Here is an 18,739-nt window from a genome sequence, read left to right on the forward strand (position 1 = left end):
TCAGGCCGCCCCTTTGCGTTCCACAAAACTCAGATCGACACCTTGCAGAAACGGAAAATCATCGGCCAGTGCTTGCTGGAACTCTTCGGGGTCAAGCGGGGTAAACCATTTCGGGAAATGGGCGACAATAGTCGCAACCGAGTCACCTTCGTCCCAGCGCGTCTGCACATATCCCAGCCCGTCGACATCGGTCAGCGCAAGGAAATGCCGCGGCAGCTGGAAATGGTTAAAGGCATAAATGCACCGTCCCGGCCCCCGCATCCGCACCGCAGCCCCTGCCCCCAGGAATGACTGGTGGGTGCGCCAGAAACTGACCGGATTGCCTTCGTAGCTGCCATAGGCAAGTCCCTTGGGATAGCTCAGGGCGAAGGCAGGGACATCGTCAAATCTGCGGGCATGATGCCGGATACGCGCGACATGGTGGCGGCTGAAGGCATCGTCGTCATCGACCCGAAACTGGATAACCGGGCGTCCCGCCGCATCCGCTGCCGCAATCAGCGGCTCGCGCAGGGCATTGAGCGTATCCCGCTCATCCGAGATGATCAGCCGGATCTGCGGCACCCCGGCACAAAGATCACGCAGCCGGTCCAACGCATACTGCGGCAGCTCGGGAGAGGTCAGAATCCAAAAGCTGAAATCCGTGTCAGTCTGAGCCTTGATCGACGGCAGGCAGAGCCGTTCGAAAGCGATAAAGCGCCGCTCAAGCCTTTCGGGGGCGTAAAGTCGGGAAAAACGGCGCTCAAGCAGTCCGGGTTCCTTTCCCTTTTTCCCGGCAGTCTCGGCCCAGTCACAGCGGCCAAGAAAGGAAAAGCGGCAGATCCCCACGATATCGTCCCGCAAAATCCTGCCCCTTTTCTGTCGGTCGTATCCGCGCGGAGCCTAACAACCTGCACGGTCGGGTCAAGCCGCACCGAGCGGATTGCGGATTGCCGCCCAACGCCTCATATGCAACGCAATTTTCGGGTTCCCCCGCGCGGGGTCAGGGCCTATATCTCCGACACCTTCGCCGGGGCGACTCGGCGGGGCAATCGGGCAATGACCGTCTGTATGGGACGGCAAGAACGGCCGTCATGGCAGGGACGGCAGAAGGGGTAAGCTGACATGGCCTTTGGCGGCTTGTTTTCCACCGATATCGCGATTGACCTCGGGACCGCAAACACCCTTGTCTATGTGAAGGGCAAGGGGATCATTCTGAACGAACCCTCGGTCGTCGCCTATCACGTCAAGGACGGCAAAAAGCAGGTCCTGGCAGTGGGCGAGGATGCCAAGCTGATGCTCGGCCGTACGCCCGGCAGCATCGAGGCCATCCGCCCGATGCGTGAAGGTGTCATCGCCGATTTCGACAGCGCCGAAGAAATGATCAAGCATTTCATCAAGAAGGTCTTCCGGCGCACGACCTTTTCCAAGCCCAAGATCATCGTCTGTGTGCCCCATGGCGCCACCCCGGTTGAAAAGCGCGCTATCCGCCAGTCGGTCCTTTCTGCTGGCGCCCGGCGCGCCGGGCTGATTGCCGAGCCAATCGCGGCAGCCATCGGCGCAGGGATGCCGATCACCGAGCCGACTGGCAGCATGGTCGTGGATATCGGCGGCGGAACAACCGAGGTTGCAGTGCTGTCCCTTGGCGACGTCGTCTATGCCCGCTCGGTCCGCATCGGCGGCGACCGCATGGATGATGCGCTGATCAACTACCTGCGCCGCAATCACAACCTGCTGATCGGTGAATCGACCGCTGAACGGGTCAAGACCCAGATCGGCACCGCACGCATGCCCGATGACGGACGCGGTGCCACGATCATGGTGCGCGGCCGCGACCTGCTCAACGGTATCCCAAAGGAAATGGAAATCACCCAGGCCATGGTCGCCGAGGCGCTGGCCGAGCCGGTGCAGCAGATCTGCGAGGCGGTGATGATCGCACTCGAAGCGACACCGCCCGATCTGGCCGCCGATATCGTCGACCGGGGCGTGATGCTGACCGGTGGCGGCGCCATGCTGGGCGAACTGGATCTGGCGCTGCGCGAGCAGACCGGGCTGATGATCAGCCTTGCAGACCAGCCGATGAGCTGCGTGGCTCTGGGAACCGGCAAGGCGCTGGAATACGAAAAGCAACTGCGCCACGTCATCGATTACGATAGCTGATCAGGATCAGGCCCATGGCGCGCAAGGGCCCAGATTACGCGGCTCCGGTCCGCCGCATCCTGGTTTCGCTGCTGGTGCTTGTGCTGCTGGGGCTGTTTCTGTTCTGGCAGATCGACAGCCCGCGCGCCGAGCGGATGCGCGCGGCCTTTATCGACCGCTTTGTCCCCAGCTTTGACTGGGTCATAGCCCCGGTGACCAAGCTGTCGCGCATGGTCGCGGGTTTCCAGTCCTATGCCCGGCTTTACGAGCAGAACCAGGAATTGCGCCGCGAGCTGCAAAAAATGGCCGCCTGGAAAGAGGCGGCCGTCCAGCTTGAACAGGAAAACGCCAAGCTGCTGGCCCAAAACAACGTGCGCATTGACCCTGCCCTGACCTCGGTTTCGGGGGTGGTTCTGACCGACAGCGGCACGGCCTTTCGGCAATCGGTGCTGCTGAATGTCGGTCAGCGCGACGGGATCGTCGATGGCTGGGCAACCATGGACGGGCTGGGGCTGGTCGGGCGCATCTCGGGCGTTGGTCAGACCACCAGCCGGGTCATTCTGCTGACCGATCCATCAAGCCGTATCCCGGTGACGATCCAGCCTTCGGGTCAGCATGCGTTGATGGTCGGGGACAATACCACCCTGCCCGCGCTTGATTTCATCGAAAGCCCCGAAAACCTGCGCCCCGGCGACCGGGTGGTCAGCTCGGGCGACGGGGGAGTGTTCCCGCCAGGCCTGCCGGTCGGTCAGGTGGCGCTGGCAAATGACGGGCGGCTGCGGGTGCGTCTGGCTGCCGACTATGGCCGGCTGGAATTCCTGCGCGTCTTGCGCAGCCATCCGGCCGAGCAGATCGCCGATTCAGGGTTGCTGATCCCCCCGCCTCCGGCTGATTTCATCGGGCCGCGGATGCCCTCGGTCGCCGATATGCCGCCTGACACGGAACCCGGCGCAGCGGCCGAAACCGGGGCCGGAGATGACTGAGCACGCCCGCCGCCTGCGGATATTCGGTCAGGTGCTGTTCATCCTGCTGTTTCTTGCCATTCTGTTCTGGCGGCTTTTACCGCTGTCACCGGGCAGTATTGGCTGGCCCGGCCCCGATCTTGCGCTTTGCCTGACGGTTTTCTGGGTACTGCGTCGTCCCGAACAGGTGCCGGTCCTGACCATCGCCGCCCTTTTTCTGATCGAGGACATCCTGCTGATGCGCCCCCTTGGTCTGAATGCGGCGCTGGTCGTGATCGCAACCGAGGCCGCACGAAAGCGCGAGCAGCGTTGGCGAGAGCTGCCGTTCATGATTGAATGGCTGCGTGTGAGCATGCTTCTGGCGCTGATGATGTTATCTTATCGTATCCTGCTGGCGGTATTTTTCTTGCCCCTGCCCCCATTGGGGCAGGTGATCTTGCAGTATATCGCCACGGTCGGTTCTTATCCCATTATCGCGGGGCTGGTTGGCTATACGTTTGGTCTGTCGCGCACCCGCGCCGAACGCGATCAGAGGCTTCGCTGAGCCATGCGCAAATCAGAACGCGAAGTCGTCGAAAGCAGCCGTCTGATCACCCGCAGGGTGTTGATGCTTGGGGTAATCCAGGCAGGGATCGTCTCGGCGCTGGGGCTTAAGCTGCGCTCGATGCAGATCGAACATGCCGATGAATATCGCATGCTCTCAGACGGCAACTCGATCAAGATCCGCCTGTTGCCGCCGGCGCGCGGACTGATCCTTGACCGCAACGGCACCATCATCGCCGGGAATGAGCAAAACTATCGCGTCACCCTGACACGTGAAGAGGCGGGCGACATCTCGGCCGTTATTGCCCGGCTGCGGCGCATCATTCCGATGTCGGACCGCCAGGCGGCAGATATCCTTGAAGAAATCCGCAAACGCAGTGCCGTGACCCCGGTCCTTGTCGCTGACCGGCTAAGCTGGGACGAGTTTTCCTCGATCGCGCTGAACGCGCCTGCGCTGCCAGGGGTCACGCCCGAATCCGGCCTGTCGCGCAGCTATCCGCGCGCCGGGGATTTCGCACATGTGCTGGGCTATGTCGGCCCGGTTTCGGACTATGACCTTTCAAAGATCGAAAACCCTGATCCAGTCCTGCGCCTGCCCGAGTTTCAGCTTGGCAAGGTCGGGCTTGAAGCCAAGATGGAAGAGGCTCTGCGCGGCAAGGCCGGTGCCCGCCGGGTCGAGGTGAACAGCGCCGGGCGCGAAATGCGCGAACTGTCCCGGCAAGAGGGACAGCAGGGCGCGACAGTCCAGACCACCCTGGACGCCGAACTGCAGAACTTTACCAGCCAAAGGCTTGGCAGCGAAAGTGCCGCCGCTGTGGTGCTGGATGTCACGAACGGCGATATCGTCGCGATCTGTTCATCGCCGACCTTTGACCCGAACAAATTCGTGCGCGGCATCTCGGCCCCCGATTACCGGGCATTGATGGAGCATGACCACCGCCCGCTGGCCGACAAAACCGTGCAGGGTGTCTATCCGCCCGGCTCGACCTTCAAGATGGTGACGATGCTCGCCGGACTAGAGGCAGGGGTGATCACCCCCGGTACGCGCTTTTATTGCCCGGGCTATGTTCAGGTCGCCGGGCGACGTTTCCACTGCTGGAGCCGGGGCGGCCATGGTATGATCGACGCCGTTCACAGCCTCGAACATTCCTGCGACGTTTACTATTACGAACTGGCACAGCGCGTAGGCATCGACCGTATCGCCGCGATGGCACGCAAGCTTGGGATCGGGGTCCGTCACGATCTGCCCATGTCCGCCATCGCAGAGGGCATCGCCCCCGACCGGGCATGGAAACGGGCGCGCTATGATCAGGAATGGCAGATCGGCGACTCGCTTAACGCCTCGATCGGTCAGGGTTATGTGCTGGCCTCTCCGCTGCAGCTTGCGGTGATGACGGCGCGGGTTGCGACAGGCCGGGCTGTCGCGCCGCGCCTTGTCCGCGCCATTGATGGTCAGGCCGAGGCGGTGCCGGACTGGCCGGAACTCGACATCAACCCGCTGCATCTGCGCACGGCCCGCGCAGGTATGGATGCGGTGATGAACAGCAGCCGCGGTACCGCAAGGCGCGCCCGTATTCTTGCTGCGGAGTGGCGGATGGCGGGCAAGACCGGCACCAGCCAGGTACGTAACATCACCGCCGCCGAGCGCGCGCGGGGCGTGATCTCGAACGACCAGTTGCCGTGGAACCGACGCGACCACGCCCTGTTCGTCTGCTTCGCCCCTTACGAGATGCCGCGCTATGCCGTTTCCGTCGTGGTCGAACACGGCGGCGGCGGTTCAGCTGTGGCCGCCCCCATCGCCCGCGACATTCTGCTGTTCGCACTTGCTGGGGGGCTGCCCCCCCTGACCGCCTATCCCGAGGCCGAACGCGCCAAGGTCCAGGAGATCTGGTCGCGTATGAGCCTGACCCCCTCGGCCCGCAAGGGCGAGGGCCGTGCGAGGGCCTGAGCCATGGGCTATCTGAATTATCACGTTGTTCAGGTACCGACCGGCTGGCGCAAGATCCTGCATCTGAACTGGCCGCTGGTCTTTCTGATCACCGCCGTCAGCTGTATCGGCTTTCTGATGCTCTATTCCGTCTCGGGCGGCGATATCGACCGCTGGGCCGGCCCACAGATGGAGCGTTTTGCCATCGGCATGGTCGCGATGTTCGCGCTGTCCTTTGTGCCGATCTGGTTCTGGCGCTCGATCTCGGTCGTTTCTTACGTGATCTGTGTGCTGCTGCTGATCCTCGTCGAGCTGATGGGGCATGTCGGTATGGGGGCACAACGCTGGCTGGTGCTGGGTCCCATCCGCATCCAGCCCTCTGAGCTGACCAAGGTTGCCTTTGTGCTGACGCTTGCCGCCTATTACGACTGGCTGCCAGTTGAAAAGGTCTCGCGCCCGCTTTGGGTGCTGATCCCGGTGATCCTTATCCTGCTGCCGACCGGGCTGGTGTTGATGCAGCCCGACCTTGGCACCTCGATCATGCTGATCGCGGGCGGCGGTATTGTCATGTTCGCGGCCGGCGTCAGCCTGTGGTATTTCGGGGCAGTCATCGCCATCGTCGTGGCGGGTGTCACCGCCGTGATGGAAAGCCGCGGCACCGACTGGCAGTTGCTGCATGAATATCAGTTCAAGCGTATCGACACCTTTCTTGATCCCGGGTCAGACCCCCTTGGGGCGGGCTATAACATCGCCCAGGCGCAGATCGCGCTTGGGTCTGGCGGGTGGTCTGGGCGGGGCTTTATGCAGGGCACTCAGTCTCGGCTGAACTTTCTGCCCGAAAAGCACACGGACTTTATCTTTACCTCACTGGCCGAAGAGTTCGGCTTTGTCGGTGCCTTCAGCCTGCTGATGCTATATGTGCTGATCCTTGGCTTTTGCATGTATTCGGCGCTGACCAACCGCGACCGCTTTGCCAGCCTGTTGACCATCGGCATCGCCGGAACGTTCTTTTTGTATTTCTCGATCAACATGGCGACGGTGATGGGGATGCTGCCCGCCAAAGGCTCGCCGCTGCCGCTGGTCAGCTATGGCGGCACCTCGCTGATGATCCTGCTCATGGCCTTTGGGATCGTGCAATCGGCCCATGTCCACCGTCCCCGGAGCTGAGAAGATGAAGGTTTTCTTTGCTGCGCCTGCACATTATTGGCAGCTTTGGGCGCTACATCTTCGCGCCTCATGCCCCGAGATGGAGCTTGCGCGCGAGGGCGACCCCGCCGGTTTTGATGCGCTGATCTATGCCCCCGGTTACCCCGAAGGCGGCCAGGCGCTGGATTTTCGCCCCTTTACCCGCGCCCGGCTGGTGCAAAGTCTTTGGGCGGGCGTCGAGCGGATCGTTGCAAATTCGACCCTGACGCAGCCCCTGTGCCGGATGGTGGATCCGGGGCTGGCCGAAGGCATGGCGGATTATTGCACCGGCTGGGCGTTGCGGGCGCATCTGGGCATGGACCACTACGCACAGGACGGTGTCTGGCGTCATGACCAGACCCCGCCCCTTGCCCGTGATCGCAACGTTGTGGTGCTGGGGATGGGAGAGCTGGGCCGCGCGGTCGCAACCGCACTGGCGGGGTTGGGCTTTCGGGTGACCGGCTGGTCGCAATCTGGCCGTCCGCATCCCGGGATCGAGGTTCTGGCCGGTCCCGCCCTGCCCAAGGTGCTGGCCCGGGCGGAAATCCTTGTCAGCCTGTTGCCCGACACGACCGGGACCCGCGATCTTTTGAATGCCGCGCGACTCGCGCTATTGCCCCGAGGCGCGACGATTATCAACGCCGGGCGCGGCACCCTGATTGATGAGGCCGCGTTGATCTCTGCCTTGGATCAGGGGCAGGTCGGCCATGCGGTTCTGGATGTCTTTCGTACCGAACCTTTGCCGCCCGAACATCCCTTTTGGGCACATCCTGGAATCACGGTCACACCACATGTCGCGGCCGAGACGCGTCCCGCGACCGCCTCGCCGGTGGTGGCCGAAAACCTGCGGCGCGCCATGCGGGGCGCGCCGCTTTTGCATGTCGTGGATCGGGCGCGTGGCTACTAAGATACCCGCCCGTGCGGGTTTGTCCGCCCCGATGCGCCATGCTATCTGGCACAAATGCCCGGACTCCTGTCGTTTTGCGCAGCTTGCGCAGGTAAGAGAGCGGGCAGATAACGAGAACGGATGAAAGCGGCCTCGTGCCGATGGAGCGATTTGCATGACGATCACCCCTGTTCTGCTGGCCGGAGGCTCGGGCACCCGGCTCTGGCCCGTCTCACGCAAAAGTTTTCCCAAGCAGTTCGCACCGCTGGTGGGCGAAGAAAGCCTGTTTCAGGCCTCGGCGCGCCGCCTGTCGGGGCCGCGCTACGCTGCCCCTCTGGTGATGACCAACGCCGATTTCCGTTTCATCGTCGCTGAACAGCTGGATCAGATCGGAGTCACTCCGGCGGCTATCCTGATCGAACCCGCGGGCAAGAACACCGCCCCCGCGATCCTTGCCGCCGCGCTGGCCGCAGTCGAAAACGACCCTGATGCAATCCTGCTGGTCGCGCCCTCGGACCATGTCGTCCCCGATGCCGAGGCCTTTGGCCGCGCCGTCGATCTGGGCCTGCCCGCTGCCCGCACAGGGCGCATCGTGACCTTTGGCATCGCGCCGGCCCGTCCCGAGACCGGCTACGGCTATATGGAGGCCGAGGGTGAGGGCGAAGGCCCGCTGCTTTTGCGCCGCTTTGTAGAAAAACCCGATGCCGAGAATGCGGCGCGGATGATCGCTCAGGGCAATTATCTGTGGAACGCCGGCATCTTTCTGTTTGCCGCGCAAACCATGATCGAGGCGTTCCGCGCACATGCTCCCGAATATCTGGAACCCGTACAGGCGGCGCTGAACGAGGCACAGACTGACCTTGGCTTTCTGCGTCTGGCACCCGAGCCCTGGGACAGGCTGCCGGATCTTTCGGTCGACTATGCCGTGTTGGAAAAGGCCGACAACCTTTCGGTGGTACGCTATTCGGGCCATTGGTCCGACCTTGGCGGCTGGGATGCCGTCTGGCACGAAACCCAACGCGATGACCCCGCCGAGCGCGGCGCGGTGACCGACGCCCATTCGACCGCCATCGACTGTGACAACGTTCTTTTGCGGGCGCAGGACGAAGGGATGGAGGTCGTGGGTATCGGCCTTAAGGACGTGATGGTCGTGGCCACCCGAGACGCGGTTCTGGTCGCCGGGATGGACCGCGCGCAAGAGGTGCGTCGCGCCGTTTCGGCGCTAAAGGACAAGGGCGCGCGTCAGGCCGAACAGTTCCAGCGCGACCATCGCCCGTGGGGCTGGTTCGAGACGCTGGCGCTGGCAGACCGCTTTCAGGTCAAGCGCATCGTCGTGAACCCCGGCGCATCCCTGTCGCTGCAATCGCATTTCCACCGGTCCGAACACTGGATCGTCGTTTCGGGCACGGCACGGGTCACGGTCGATGACACCGTTACCCTGCTGACTGAAAACCAGTCGATCTACGTGCCCCTTGGCGCCGTGCACCGGCTCGAAAACCCCGGCAAGGTGCCAATGGTGCTGATCGAGGTTCAGACCGGCGCCTATCTGGGTGAAGATGATATCGTCCGCTACGAGGATATCTATTCACGCGACTGATCCCGGCTCGCGGTATCGTGTGTATCCCGGCGGCTTGCGGCACCGGTGCCAGCCGTCTAACCATGGCCAGCGATGAGGTGGATGATGAAATCGCTGATCCCGGCCGTGCTGATACAGGCCCTTGCCGCATTTGGGGCCGGGGCTGATGAGCTGACGGTGCAGTTGCGCGGCACGTCCCCCAGCACCTCTGCTGGCTTTCTGCTGGCCGAGGCACGGGGGTATTACGCCGATGAGGGGCTGACCGTCCGGCTGCTGCCAGCCGATGACGCGCCGCCCTTTGAAAGTATCGCCCGGGGCTATGCCGATCTGGCGGTGGAATGGATGCCTGTCGCGCTGGTTGCCCGCGAAAACGGCCTGCCGCTGGTTAATGTCGGCCAGATCTTTGCCCGCCCGGCCCTGCGCCTGACCTGCCTTGCCGAGACAGGCGTGACCAGCGCAGCTGATCTGGGCGGCAAAACCATCGGCAGCTGGTTTCACGGCACGGAATATGCATTGCAGGCGTGGCTGAACCGGCTGAACCTGATCCCCGATGACAGCCTGTCGGGGGTAAGCCTGCTTTCTCAGTGGCCTGGGAATGAGATGCTGAGCCACAAGCAGGCCGCCTGTATCAGCACGCTTAGTGACGATCCGGTGCCGGGCGACGGGCTGGCCGAGCTTGACCCGCAGGCGCAAGGCGCAGCAGTGCTTGAGGACGGGCTTTACGTCCTTTCATCCGCACTTACCAACGAAGATGCCGAGGAACGGCTGGCCGCCTTCCTGCGTGCCAGTATGAAGGGCTGGCGCGAGGCAACCTCTGCGCCCGATGAAAGCGCCCGCCTGCTGCTTGGCCCTGATCCCGACCCTGACGCGCTTAGGCGTCACGCGGAAATGCTGCGCCGGATGGGTGCGCGCCTGTCCGCAGACGGAGCTTTGGACGAGGCAGAGTATCGTCGCACGGTTGCTGCGCTGCGTGCGGGTGGTGCGCGGGCCGTGCTGCGTCACGATCCGCAAGATGCATATACGACCCGGATCAGTGCCCGCGCCAACCGGCCCGAACCTGCGCCACCTGCCCCCACCCCAGCCGCCAGCGGCGCAGCCGAGGCCGCCCCGCAACAGCAGTGAACCACGGGCGCGGCGGTCCTAGACCGCCACACCCAATGCGCGTTTTACATTTGCGGTCCAGCCAAGCAGACGCTTGTCCCCCTCGATGATCGCAGGACGTTTCATGAGTGAAGGCTTGGCAGAAAGCATCTGCAGCGGGGTGCCGGCACGCTCGGCCTCGGACATGCCGCGCCAGGTCAGGCTGGCACGGTTCACCAGTTTTTCACCAAACTCGGCAATCATCTTTTTCCATTCGTCATCGGACAGCGGCGCTTTCGAGACATCGCGGAAATCAACCTGCCAACCGGCGGCCTCCAGCTCGGCCTGTGCCTTTTGGCAGGTCGAGCAATGGGCAAGCCCATACATGCTGAGTTGTCCTGCCATCAGACCCGCCCTCCGATCCGCGTATCGGCCAGGAAAAGGACATGTTTCATCAATCTGCTCCTTCTGTTCGGATATTCGCGGGCGTGGGCGTCAATGCCCGCCGTCATGCAGCCGGGCGCGGATACGCCGCATGGCAATCCAGACAAGCAGGATCACGACCGGCGTCAGCCCCGCGCTCAGCAGCGCCTTGTCCACATGCAGCGCCTTGGCGACGGGGGTCAGAACATAGCCCATCAGGCCAACAGCATAATAGCTGATGGCCACAACTGACAGCCCCTCGACCGTATGTTGCAGCCGCAATTGCAGATCGGCGCGGCGATCCATGCGCTGCATCAGCTCCTGGTTCTGGGCCCCGCGCCAGACATCAACACGGGTGCGCAGCAATTCGGCGGCTCGTTCGCTGCGGTCCAGCATCGCCGCCAGCCGGTTTTCAGCTGACTTGGCCGTCCGCATGGCGGGCAGATAGCGACGGGCCATGAACTCGCTCAGCATCTGACCACCTAAAAAGCGTGTCTCGCGCAGCGAGGCAACGCGGTCCATGACGATCGCCTCGTAGGCCGCGTTGGCTCCGAAACGGAACGCATGCTGGGTCGCCGCGCTTTCCAGCCGGGACGAGACCGACAACAGGTCGTGCAACACCGTTTCGGCGGGGCGGCTATCATCGCTCATCCCCTGCACGATCGCGTTAAGCTGAGGGTCCAGCGCGTTAAGCTGTTCGGTCAGGTCACGCGCCCGGCCAAGGCCCAGCATCGACATGGCACGGTAGGTCTCAAGCTCAAGTAGGCGCTGGACGATACGACCGATGCGACCCGATTGCGTGCCCGGTTTGACAAAGACCGCAAAGCGCATCCACCCTGCCGGATCAATGCGGAAATCACCAGCAACGACCGCCGCCTCTTCCAGCACCCAGACCGAGGCCAGGCTGTCGGCTGCGAACCATTCCGAAAGGCGTGGCAGCACATCGGCCGGATTCTCGGGCAGAAAGTCGACCTGAATCATCACCGCAGCGATACGCTTACCCGGCGCGTGGTGCTGCCAGTCGCGTGGAAAAATCTCACCCGCCGAAGGGTCAAAGGGCCGGGGTGGCAGGCCCGGCGCAAAGGCGGCATAGGTCACGAATTCGGTATGGCTTTCCCAGCGCAGCTGATGCCGGCCCAGCTGCGCGGCATAATGGCCAGCACTGGTATCAGGGCGCGGCGCGCCGTGGCGGGCGCAAAGCTCGGCCAGATGCGCGACATCGTGCGACCGGTCGCGGTTGGCCGCATCCTGCGGCTCTTTGATCGCCAGATAGACCGCTGTGCAGGGCGCCTTAAGCCGCGGCGAGGGCCGGGCGTGCAGTTCATTGACCAGGGCGTAACGCTGGGGGTGTTCGTCTTCGTCATCCATCAGCGCATGATTAGCCGGCCTTCTGCGTCCCGCAACAGGAAAGCGAGCGGTTTCACCGCTTTGGCAGAACAGCCGTGCCATGGCTGCACCCATCAGGATTTCGTGAAGGCTGCGCGCATTGCCGCAAGCCCGCGCGCAAGGCAAAATGGCACAAACTCGGGATCAAGGGACAGGAACGCATGGCTCGCTGGTTAGGACGTATCGTCGCGCTTGTGCTCTTGCTGGGGATTGCCGCCTGTGCGCCCAGCAAGTTCAAGACATATTCGGGACCTCCGGTCACGCAAATCGTGGTCAACAAGGGCGCGCGGCAGATGCAGCTTTTAAGCGGCAACACGGTGCTCAAATCTTACCGGATCGGTCTTGGCAATGAGCCGATTGGCCATAAGCAGTATGAGGGCGACGGCAAAACCCCCGAGGGGCTGTACTATATCGACCGCCGTAACCCCGACAGCCGCTATTACCTCTCGGTCGGGATCTCGTATCCGAATACAGAAGACGCCGCCCGCGCCGCGGCGCTGGGGCGCAGCGCAGGCAGCGACATCTTTATCCACGGTCAGGGCCCCGAAGGACGCGTCCTTTCCAAGCAGCGCCTTGACTGGACCGCAGGCTGCATCGCCGTCACCGACGACGAGATCGAGGACATCTATGCCATGGTCCGCGACGGCACTCCGATCCTGATCACGCCCTAAGTGCTGATCGTTCCGCCGGTGGTCGAAGCGGGCCGCTGCCATACGCGCAGGGCGCGTATGGCAGACCTGTGCAAAAGGGTATATATTCTTTGGCTGCGCAAGGGATTAACAGGAGGCGTAAATTGTTGATCCCAACGTGCCCGGTCCAATGTACCTGCCCCCTCTCATCCACGATGCACTGATCGATTCGGCCGAGACAGAGGGTTATGTTCCGGGCGCAATCGAGACCGTCATGCGCTTTGATCTGCATTCGCGCTGGTGCGCCGGGGTGATAGCCGAGTGTTGCGTCACGCGCTCCCGCGCTATCGCCACGCGCTGCGTGCTGTTACTGCCGCGCAGGGGACGCCGCATCCGCAAGCTGGCGCTGCATCCCGTCCTGCCCGCCGATGTGGTGAAATCCATGCTGGGCGCCCATTGACGCCATAGGGTAGCGGACAAATGGAAAAGGGCGGGTCAATGACCCGCCCTTTCCAATTGGATATGACCTCTTTCTGCGCTCACTCGACGAGTGGCAGAAGCTGGTCGATGGATTTTTTGGCATCGCCATAGAACATGCGGGTGTTCTCTTTATAGAACAGAGGGTTCTCGATGCCCGAATAGCCGGTACCCTGACCGCGCTTGCTGACAAAGACCTGCTTGGCCTTCCAGACCTCCAGAACCGGCATACCGGCGATGGGGCTGTTGGGATCCTCTTGTGCCGCAGGGTTCACGATGTCGTTCGAGCCGATCACGATCACCACGTCGGTCGAGGGGAAGTCCTCGTTGATCTCGTCCATCTCAAGCACGATGTCATAGGGGACCTTGGCCTCGGCCAGCAGCACGTTCATATGTCCCGGCAAACGCCCCGCAACCGGGTGGATGGCAAAGCGTACGTTCTTGCCCCTGGCGCGCAGCTTGCGGGTCAGCTCACTGACCGATTGCTGGGCCTGAGCAACTGCCATGCCGTAGCCCGGAACAATGATGATCTCATCAGCATCGTTCAGAGCTGCTGCGACACCGTCAGCATCAATGGCGACCTGCTCGCCCTCGATCTCCATCGCCGGCCCCGTTTCGCCGCCAAAGCCGCCCAGGATCACGCTGACAAAGTTGCGGTTCATCGCCTTGCACATGATGTAGCTCAGGATCGCACCCGACGAGCCGACCAGAGCACCGACCACGATCAAAAGGTCATTGCCCAGCGTAAAGCCGATCGCCGCCGCCGCCCAGCCCGAGTAGCTGTTCAGCATCGAAACCACCACCGGCATATCCGCCCCGCCGATGCCCATGATCAGATGGTAGCCGATGAAAAGCGCAAAGATCGTGATCAGCAGCAGCCACAGAACCGGTGCGCCGGCGGTGCAGTAAAGGATTACCGCCAGCAGCGACAAAAGCGCCGCACCCGCATTCAGCGCATGACCGCCCGGCAGTTTTTTCGGCTTGCCGTCGATCTTGCCCGCCAGCTTGCCAAAGGCAACGACCGAGCCGGTAAAGGTCACCGCGCCGATAAAGACGCCAAGCGCGACCTCGACCTTGAGCATGGCGATCTCGGCTGGGGTCTTATGGGCCAGCACCGCGGCAAAGCCATGAAACTGCGCCGCCGCATCAGCAGCACGGGCACGCAGGACGCGGCCCAGCTCGAACTGGGCGTTAAAGCCGATCAGCACTGCGGCAAGACCGACGAGGCTGTGCATGGCGGCGACAAGCTGCGGCATCTCGGTCATCTGCACGCGCTTGGCGACAACCCAACCACCAGCACCGCCGATGGCCAGCATGACAAGCGTCAGCCCCCAGTTGCCATAGCCCGGCCCCACCAGCGTGGCGACCACCGCCAGCGCCATGGCGGCAATGCCGTACCAGACCGCGCGCTTGGCGCTTTCCTGGCCCGAAAGCCCGCCCAGGGACAAGATGAACAGGACAGCCGCGACCACATAGGCAGCGGTGGTGAATCCGTATTCCATACGCCCCTCTCCCTTACGACTTCTGGAACATGGCAAGCATCCGGCGCGTAACCAGGAAGCCGCCAAAGATATTGACCCCGGCCATCAGCACCGAAAGCGCAGCAAGCAGCACCACCAGCCAACCACCCGAGCCGATCTGCAACAGCGCACCGACGATGATGATCGAAGAAATGGCGTTGGTGATCGCCATCAACGGCGTGTGCAGCGAATGGCTGACGTTCCAGATCACCTGGAAGCCGACAAAGACCGACAGCACGAAAACGATGAAGTGCGAAAGGAAGCTTGCCGGGGCAAAAACACCGACCAGCAGCATCAGTACCGCGCCGACAACCAGCATGGTCACCTGCGAGCGGGTCTGCGCGCGGAAGTCCGCCAGCTCTTTTTCGCGTTTCTCTTCGGGCGTCAGTTCCCTGGCCTTTTCGCGCGGCTTGGCCGCTGCGATCGCCTGCACCTTGGGGGGCGGCGGAGGCCAGGTCACGTCCCCGTCAAAGGTGACGGTGGCGCCCCGGATCACGTCATCCTCCATGTTCTGGACGATGATACCATCCTTGCCCGGCGTCAGGTCCGTCAGCATGTGACGGATGTTGTTGCCGTAAAGCTCGGACGCCTGCGCGCCCATGCGCGACGGGAAATCGGTATAGCCGATGATGATGACGCCGTTTTCGGTGACGACACGCTCATCGGGTACGGTCAGGTCGCAGTTGCCGCCACGTTCGGCAGCAAGGTCGATGATGACCGAGCCGTTCTTCATCGCGGCGACCATGTCCCCGGTCCACAGCTTGGGTGCGTCGCGGCCCGGGATCAGCGCCGTGGTGATGACGATGTCCATATCGGGCGCAAGTTCGCGGAACTTCTCAAGCTGTTTCTCGCGGAACTCGGGCGAGGAAGGCGCGGCATAACCACCGGTCACAGCACCGTCCTGGGTCTGGTCCTGAAAGTCCAGATAGACGAATTCCGCGCCCATGGATTCGATCTGTTCGGCCACTTCGGGACGGACGTCGAACGCATAGACCTGCGCGCCAAGGCTGACTGCCGCGCCAATGGCGGCAAGACCCGCGACACCGGCACCGACGACCAGAACCTTGGCCGGAGGAACCTTGCCCGCTGCCGTCACCTGACCGGTGAAGAAGCGGCCAAAGTTGTTCGCCGCCTCGATCACCGCGCGGTAGCCGGCGATATTGGCCATCGAGGACAGCGCATCCATCTTTTGCGCGCGCGAGATGCGCGGCACCATATCCATGGCGATGGCTGTGACGCCCTGTTCGCGCGCCAGTTCCAAAAGATCCGGGTTCTGTGCGGGCCAGAAATGCGAGATCAGCGTCTGACTGCGCCGCATTTGCCGCAGCTCGCCCTCGCTCGGGGTGCGGACCTTGACCACCACATCGACCGCGCCGATCAGCGCCGCCGCATTGGGCTGGACGGTGACGCCCGCCGCCTCATAGGCCGCATCGGAAAAGCCCGCGCGTACGCCAGCCCCCGATTCGACATGGACCTCATGGCCCAGCTTCTGCAGATGGACCGCAGAAGAAGGCGTGACAGAAACCCGCGCCTCCCCCTCGTAACTCTCCTTCAAAGCGCCGATCTTCACCAGGCGATCTCCCCTGTTAGCGACTTTCAGCGTCCCCCATAGCAGAGCGCAATAATCTTTCACAAGGGCGTGACGTTCGGTGCTTTCCCGAAATATTACGCCGCGTCACAGTCGCAATCCCAACTATTACGCCGCCCGGCCACGGCAATTTCACTACATGGGGCCACCAATCGGGCCCGGAAATACCCGCGCATAAGGTATGAAAAAAGCCACCCTGGCACCCTGCCTGGCCCAAAACCAATGCAGAAATGCCAGAGCGGCGGCCAGATTGTCAGGCGCGATCAGGCTGCGCGGCTTTTCTGTTCGGCCTTGGCCTGCAAGCGCCGGGCGTGCAGAACCGGCTCGGTATAGCCCGAGGGCTGAACCCGACCGAGGAAGACCAGATCGCAGGCCGCCTGAAAGGCCACCCCGTCATAGCCCGGCGCCATTGGCACATAGGCCGGGTCACCTTCGTTCTGACGGTCCACCACAACGGCCATCTTGCGGAAAGTGTCCATGACCTGGCTGTCGCTGACCAGCCCGTGATGCAGCCAGTTCGCCAGCGACTGGGCCGAAATCCGCAGCGTGGCGCGGTCCTCCATCAGGCCGACATCGTTGATATCCGGAACCTTCGAGCAGCCGACGCCCTGATCGATCCAGCGCACGACATAGCCGAGGATACCCTGACAGTTGTTCTCCAGCTCGCGGGTGATCTCGGCCTCGCTGTAGTTGCGGCCACCGGCCAGCGGGATGGTCAGCAGATCCTCCAGCCGGGCGGGACGGCGCGCCGCAGCGATCTGTGCCTGACGGGCAAAAACGTCGACCTTGTGATAATGGGTCGCGTGCAGAGTCGCGGCGGTCGGGCTGGGCACCCATGCGGTGTTCGCGCCAGCCATCGGATGGGCGATCTTTTGTTCCAGCATGTCGGCCATCCGGTCGGGGATCGCCCACATGCCTTTGCCGATCTGCGCTTTGCCCGAAAGGCCGCAGGCCAGACCGATGTCGACGTTGCGATCCTCATAGGCCGAGATCCAGGGTTGCGATTTCATCTCACCCTTGGCCAGCATTGCGCCCGCCTCGATCGAGGTGTGAATCTCATCCCCGGTACGATCAAGGAAACCCGTGTTGATGAAGGCCACGCGGTGCCTGGCAGCACGGATGCATTCCTTGAGATTGGCCGAGGTGCGACGCTCTTCGTCCATGATGCCCAGCTTGACGGTATGGCGCGGCAGGCCAAGCGTGTCCTCGACGAAATCAAAAATCTCGCAGGCAAAGGCGACCTCTTCGGGGCCGTGCATCTTGGGTTTGACCACATAGATCGACTGGGTGACCGAGTTCCTGACCCCTTCCTTGCGGTCAAGATCGCGTTTCGCGCAAAGCGCGGTTACCATCGCGTCAAGCAGGCCCTCGTAGACCTCATTTCCTTCACGGTCGAGCACGGCGGGCGTGGTCATCAGATGGCCAACGTTACGCACCAGCATCAGCGCCCTGCCCTTATGCGTCACGCGTGAGCCGTCGGGCGCCGTAAAGCTGACATCCGGGTTCAGGCGGCGGATGAAGGTCTTACCGCCTTTTTCAACCTCTTCGGTCAGGGTGCCGTCCATGAGGCCAAGCCAGTTGGAATAGGCCAGCGCCTTGTCCTCACCATCGACGCAGGCGACCGAATCTTCGCAATCCATAATCGCCGACAGCGCCGATTCAATCACGATATCCGAGATACCAGCCCGGTCCTGCCTGCCAACCGGAGTCGAGGGATCGATCACGATACGGATAAACAGGCCGTTGTTTTTCAGGAAAACATCCGAAGGCTGCGCCGCATCGCCGTTGTGGCCTGCAAATTTCGCACTATCGCGCAGTGCCGGAACCAGCGCGCCGTCCCTGACCGAAAGCGCGTCGATATCGTTCCACGAACCCGAGGCAAGCGGCGCTGCCTCATCAAGGAAATTGCGCCCCCAGGCGATCACACGGCCACCACGTTCGGCGTCATAGCCTTTGCCCCGGGGCAGATCGCCAAGCGCGTCGGTGCCGTAAAGCGCATCATAAAGGCTGCCCCAGCGGGCATTAGCAGCGTTCAGCGCATAGCGCGCATTGGTGATCGGCACCACGAGCTGCGGCCCGGCGACATTGGCAAATTCCGGGTCGGTGACGGATGTCTCAATCTGGAAATCCTCTCCTTCGGGAACCAGATAGCCGATCTCGGTCAGGAAATCGCGATAGGCTCCGGCATCGACCGGTTTGCCACGATTAGAGGCATGCCAGCTGTCGATTTGCGATTGCAGCGCATCACGCTTTTCCAAAAGTGCGCGGTTACGCGGACCAAATTCATGGAGCAGGGTCGAAAGCCCTTCCCAGAACCGGCGCGGCTCAACCCCGCTGCCGGGCAGCGCACGCTCGTTGATGAAGGCAGCAAGCGTCTCGTCTACCCGCAATCCTGCTTTTTCCACGCGACCCATGGCACTTCCCCTTACTACTATCATGTCC

The 18,739-nt window shown here is 62.7% G+C and carries 16 protein-coding genes; 10 read left to right on the top strand and 6 right to left on the bottom strand.

Going from position 1 to position 18,739, the window contains the following annotated elements:
• Positions 1-840, bottom strand: coding sequence for a glycosyltransferase (locus tag M511_RS08340; protein ID WP_085501917.1), 840 nt, complete (start codon positions 838-840; stop codon positions 1-3).
• A 261-nt stretch (positions 841-1,101) separates the two neighbouring features.
• Between M511_RS08340 and M511_RS08345 the strand changes: the two genes are divergently transcribed.
• From M511_RS08345 to M511_RS08380, 8 genes are all read left to right on the top strand, one after another.
• Complete coding sequence (locus M511_RS08345; protein ID WP_010394872.1) at positions 1,102-2,136, top strand: rod shape-determining protein; 1,035 nt, start codon at positions 1,102-1,104, stop codon at positions 2,134-2,136.
• Positions 2,137-2,150: 14 nt separating this feature from the next.
• Positions 2,151-3,098 (top strand): rod shape-determining protein MreC, encoded by a 948-nt coding sequence (gene mreC / locus M511_RS08350; protein WP_085501918.1) that lies wholly within the window; start codon positions 2,151-2,153, stop codon positions 3,096-3,098.
• Positions 3,091-3,621, top strand: coding sequence for a rod shape-determining protein MreD (locus tag M511_RS08355; RefSeq protein ID WP_010394868.1), 531 nt, complete (start codon positions 3,091-3,093; stop codon positions 3,619-3,621). Before mreC ends, M511_RS08355 begins: the two co-directional genes overlap by 8 nt.
• A 3-nt stretch (positions 3,622-3,624) precedes the next feature.
• Positions 3,625-5,568 carry a penicillin-binding protein 2 gene (gene mrdA, locus M511_RS08360; protein WP_085501919.1) on the top strand — a complete coding sequence of 648 codons (1,944 nt, stop codon included), beginning with the start codon at positions 3,625-3,627 and terminating at the stop codon, positions 5,566-5,568.
• A 3-nt stretch (positions 5,569-5,571) separates the two neighbouring features.
• Positions 5,572-6,714, top strand: coding sequence for a rod shape-determining protein RodA (gene rodA, locus M511_RS08365; protein WP_010394864.1), 1,143 nt, complete (start codon positions 5,572-5,574; stop codon positions 6,712-6,714).
• A gap of 4 nt (positions 6,715-6,718) precedes the next feature.
• Positions 6,719-7,639, top strand: coding sequence for a 2-hydroxyacid dehydrogenase (locus M511_RS08370; RefSeq protein WP_085501920.1), 921 nt, complete (start codon positions 6,719-6,721; stop codon positions 7,637-7,639).
• Positions 7,640-7,793: 154 nt separating this feature from the next.
• Positions 7,794-9,215, top strand: a complete 1,422-nt coding sequence (locus M511_RS08375; protein ID WP_085501921.1) for a mannose-1-phosphate guanylyltransferase/mannose-6-phosphate isomerase — start codon at positions 7,794-7,796, stop codon at positions 9,213-9,215.
• Between the two features lie 84 nt (positions 9,216-9,299).
• Positions 9,300-10,316 (top strand): ABC transporter substrate-binding protein, encoded by a 1,017-nt coding sequence (locus tag M511_RS08380; RefSeq protein ID WP_085501922.1) that lies wholly within the window; start codon positions 9,300-9,302, stop codon positions 10,314-10,316.
• A gap of 18 nt (positions 10,317-10,334) precedes the next feature.
• Here the strand turns inward: M511_RS08380 and M511_RS08385 are convergent, their stop codons facing one another.
• Both M511_RS08385 and M511_RS08390 read right to left on the bottom strand, forming a co-directional pair.
• Positions 10,335-10,679 carry an arsenate reductase family protein gene (locus M511_RS08385; RefSeq protein ID WP_240547575.1) on the bottom strand — a complete coding sequence of 115 codons (345 nt, stop codon included), beginning with the start codon at positions 10,677-10,679 and terminating at the stop codon, positions 10,335-10,337.
• A 90-nt stretch (positions 10,680-10,769) separates the two neighbouring features.
• Positions 10,770-12,065, bottom strand: coding sequence for a DUF3422 family protein (locus tag M511_RS08390; RefSeq protein ID WP_029371764.1), 1,296 nt, complete (start codon positions 12,063-12,065; stop codon positions 10,770-10,772).
• A gap of 179 nt (positions 12,066-12,244) precedes the next feature.
• Between M511_RS08390 and M511_RS08395 the strand changes: the two genes are divergently transcribed.
• Positions 12,245-12,754, top strand: coding sequence for a L,D-transpeptidase family protein (locus M511_RS08395; RefSeq protein ID WP_010394850.1), 510 nt, complete (start codon positions 12,245-12,247; stop codon positions 12,752-12,754).
• A 148-nt stretch (positions 12,755-12,902) separates the two neighbouring features.
• Positions 12,903-13,172: a hypothetical protein gene (locus M511_RS08400; protein ID WP_085501924.1), complete on the top strand. Its 270-nt coding sequence runs from the start codon at positions 12,903-12,905 to the stop codon at positions 13,170-13,172.
• 79 nt (positions 13,173-13,251) lie between these two features.
• On the opposite strand, the gene M511_RS08405 is transcribed toward M511_RS08400, so the two are convergent.
• From M511_RS08405 to M511_RS08415, 3 genes are all read right to left on the bottom strand, one after another.
• On the bottom strand, positions 13,252-14,691 hold the full coding sequence (locus M511_RS08405; protein ID WP_085501925.1) for an NAD(P)(+) transhydrogenase (Re/Si-specific) subunit beta: 1,440 nt from the start codon (positions 14,689-14,691) through the stop codon (positions 13,252-13,254).
• Positions 14,692-14,704: 13 nt separating this feature from the next.
• Positions 14,705-16,279: a Re/Si-specific NAD(P)(+) transhydrogenase subunit alpha gene (locus tag M511_RS08410; RefSeq protein ID WP_085501926.1), complete on the bottom strand. Its 1,575-nt coding sequence runs from the start codon at positions 16,277-16,279 to the stop codon at positions 14,705-14,707.
• 281 nt (positions 16,280-16,560) lie between these two features.
• Positions 16,561-18,711: a malate synthase G gene (locus tag M511_RS08415; RefSeq protein ID WP_085501927.1), complete on the bottom strand. Its 2,151-nt coding sequence runs from the start codon at positions 18,709-18,711 to the stop codon at positions 16,561-16,563.
• Positions 18,712-18,739 lie beyond the last annotated feature (28 nt).

The sequence above is a fragment of the Paracoccus sp. J56 genome, from assembly GCF_019633685.1.
Classification (GTDB): domain Bacteria; phylum Pseudomonadota; class Alphaproteobacteria; order Rhodobacterales; family Rhodobacteraceae; genus Paracoccus; species Paracoccus kondratievae.

What these genes read in the sequence shown, in the direction of transcription:
- M511_RS08400 (WP_085501924.1), top strand. Translation starts at nt 12,903, where the DNA reads ATGTACCTGCCCCCTCTCATCCACGATGCACTGATCGATTCGGCCGAG.
- mreC (WP_085501918.1), top strand. Translation starts at nt 2,151, where the DNA reads ATGGCGCGCAAGGGCCCAGATTACGCGGCTCCGGTCCGCCGCATCCTG.
- M511_RS08415 (WP_085501927.1), bottom strand. Translation starts at nt 18,711, where the DNA reads ATGGGTCGCGTGGAAAAAGCAGGATTGCGGGTAGACGAGACGCTTGCT.
- M511_RS08345 (WP_010394872.1), top strand. Translation starts at nt 1,102, where the DNA reads ATGGCCTTTGGCGGCTTGTTTTCCACCGATATCGCGATTGACCTCGGG.
- M511_RS08355 (WP_010394868.1), top strand. Translation starts at nt 3,091, where the DNA reads ATGACTGAGCACGCCCGCCGCCTGCGGATATTCGGTCAGGTGCTGTTC.
- rodA (WP_010394864.1), top strand. Translation starts at nt 5,572, where the DNA reads ATGGGCTATCTGAATTATCACGTTGTTCAGGTACCGACCGGCTGGCGC.
- M511_RS08405 (WP_085501925.1), bottom strand. Translation starts at nt 14,691, where the DNA reads ATGGAATACGGATTCACCACCGCTGCCTATGTGGTCGCGGCTGTCCTG.
- M511_RS08375 (WP_085501921.1), top strand. Translation starts at nt 7,794, where the DNA reads ATGACGATCACCCCTGTTCTGCTGGCCGGAGGCTCGGGCACCCGGCTC.
- M511_RS08380 (WP_085501922.1), top strand. Translation starts at nt 9,300, where the DNA reads ATGAAATCGCTGATCCCGGCCGTGCTGATACAGGCCCTTGCCGCATTT.
- M511_RS08390 (WP_029371764.1), bottom strand. Translation starts at nt 12,065, where the DNA reads ATGGATGACGAAGACGAACACCCCCAGCGTTACGCCCTGGTCAATGAA.
- mrdA (WP_085501919.1), top strand. Translation starts at nt 3,625, where the DNA reads ATGCGCAAATCAGAACGCGAAGTCGTCGAAAGCAGCCGTCTGATCACC.
- M511_RS08370 (WP_085501920.1), top strand. Translation starts at nt 6,719, where the DNA reads ATGAAGGTTTTCTTTGCTGCGCCTGCACATTATTGGCAGCTTTGGGCG.
- M511_RS08385 (WP_240547575.1), bottom strand. Translation starts at nt 10,679, where the DNA reads ATGGCAGGACAACTCAGCATGTATGGGCTTGCCCATTGCTCGACCTGC.
- M511_RS08395 (WP_010394850.1), top strand. Translation starts at nt 12,245, where the DNA reads ATGGCTCGCTGGTTAGGACGTATCGTCGCGCTTGTGCTCTTGCTGGGG.